This is a genomic window from Streptomyces sp. C (genome assembly GCF_000158895.1).
Lineage (GTDB): Bacteria > Actinomycetota > Actinomycetes > Streptomycetales > Streptomycetaceae > Streptomyces > Streptomyces racemochromogenes.
In genome coordinates, this window is sequence record NZ_GG657750.1 from 2,977,699 (window position 1) to 2,979,021 (window position 1,323).

Annotated in this window: 1 protein-coding gene and 2 pseudogenes; all 3 read right to left on the reverse strand. The window is 79.4% G+C overall.

The genetic code is table 11. The annotated features are described in order from the left end of the window. Window positions 1–216 (reverse strand): annotated as a pseudogene (locus tag SSNG_RS42055) (hypothetical protein); the annotation flags it as partial. A 101-nt stretch (window positions 217–317) separates the two neighbouring features. Beyond that, a pseudogene (locus SSNG_RS43740) lies at window positions 318–437 on the reverse strand (RDD family protein); the annotation flags it as partial. Between the two features lie 87 nt (window positions 438–524). Next, window positions 525–1,323 (reverse strand): RDD family protein (locus SSNG_RS13350; protein WP_007264356.1); only part of this gene is annotated, 799 nt, incomplete at its 5' end.

Genomic DNA, 1,323 nt, shown 5'->3' on the forward strand with positions numbered 1-1,323 from the left:
GGCAGGGCCTCGTAGAGGACGCCGAAGGGGCTCACCGAGCACGGCGCCCAGGTAGCCGGCGGTGGTGGCGTCGAGCAGGTACACGGTGGTGGTGCGCCCGCTCGCCCGGGCGGCGTCGACCTTCGCCTCCAGATGGGCCGTCACCAGGGGTACGACGGGCACCGTGACGGCCGCGGCGACGGCGGCGTGCACGAGGGAGTCCAGCAGCCGTGCCACCCCCCGCCACCGCCGTACGGGTCCCCGGGGCCGCCGCCGTACTCCGCCATCCGCTCGAAGACGGCCCGGCTGTCCTCCGGCGGGGGGTAGCCGCCGCCACCGGGGGGCGGGGGCGGCGAGCCGTACGGCGAACCGCCCGACGGGGGCGTCGGATCGTGGGGCTTCTTGAGGAACGGGTCGTCCTCGGGGGGCTGGCCCGGCGGCGGCTGGTCGGTGCTCATGGCCCGAGTCGAACCCGGCTCCGCGCGCCCCGCAAGGCGGCCGCGTCCGTCCGGGGCGCGGACGGTCGCGGCGGCGCCCGCCGCCCTTCAGCGGGTCACGAACGTCCCGGCGGCGCGGTCGTGCCAGGCCCGCCTGCGGGGGCGGTCCACCAGGCACCACAGGCTGCCCGGCAGCCCCAGGAAGGCGTACACGAGCCAGCGCCCCAGGGCCGCGCCGAAGCCGGGCGGGCGCAGGGTGGCGGTGGCCAGCACGCGCACGCCGAGCAGCTTCTTGCCCGGGGTGAGGCCCCAACGGGCGGTGGGCAGGGCCTCGTAGAGGACGCCGAAGAGCAGGACGGCACCGAGCACGGCGCCCAGGTAGCCGGCGGTGGTGGCGTCGAGCAGGTACACGGTGGTGGTGCGCCCGCTCGCCCGGGCGGCGTCGACCTTCGCCTCCAGATGGGCCGTCACCAGGGGTACGACGGGCACCGTGACGGCCGCGGCGACGGCGGCGTGCACGAGGGAGTCCAGCAGCCGTGCCACCCCCCGCCGCCCCAGCCCGGCGGGCCGCACGGCCCGCTCCGCCATCCGCTCGAAGACGGCCCGGCTGTCCTCCCGCGCGGGTGCCTCCGGCGGGGGTGCGGGGGCGGCGGCGCGGCTTCCCGGCTCGGGGGTGCGGACCGGCTCGGGGGTGCGGACCGGCTCGGGGGTGCGTACCGACCCGGGGGTGCGTACCGTCCCGGCGGGGCGGCGCTCGGGCGCGGGTTCCGGCTCGGGGGCGTACTCGGGGGCGCCGCGTTCCGGCGTGCGGGCCCGTACCGACCCGGCGTCCCGGGGTTCCGGCTCATCGGCGCGGCCCGTCGCCGGGGCCCGGCGCTCGGGGTCGGGCCCGGGAGTCGGCTCGGGG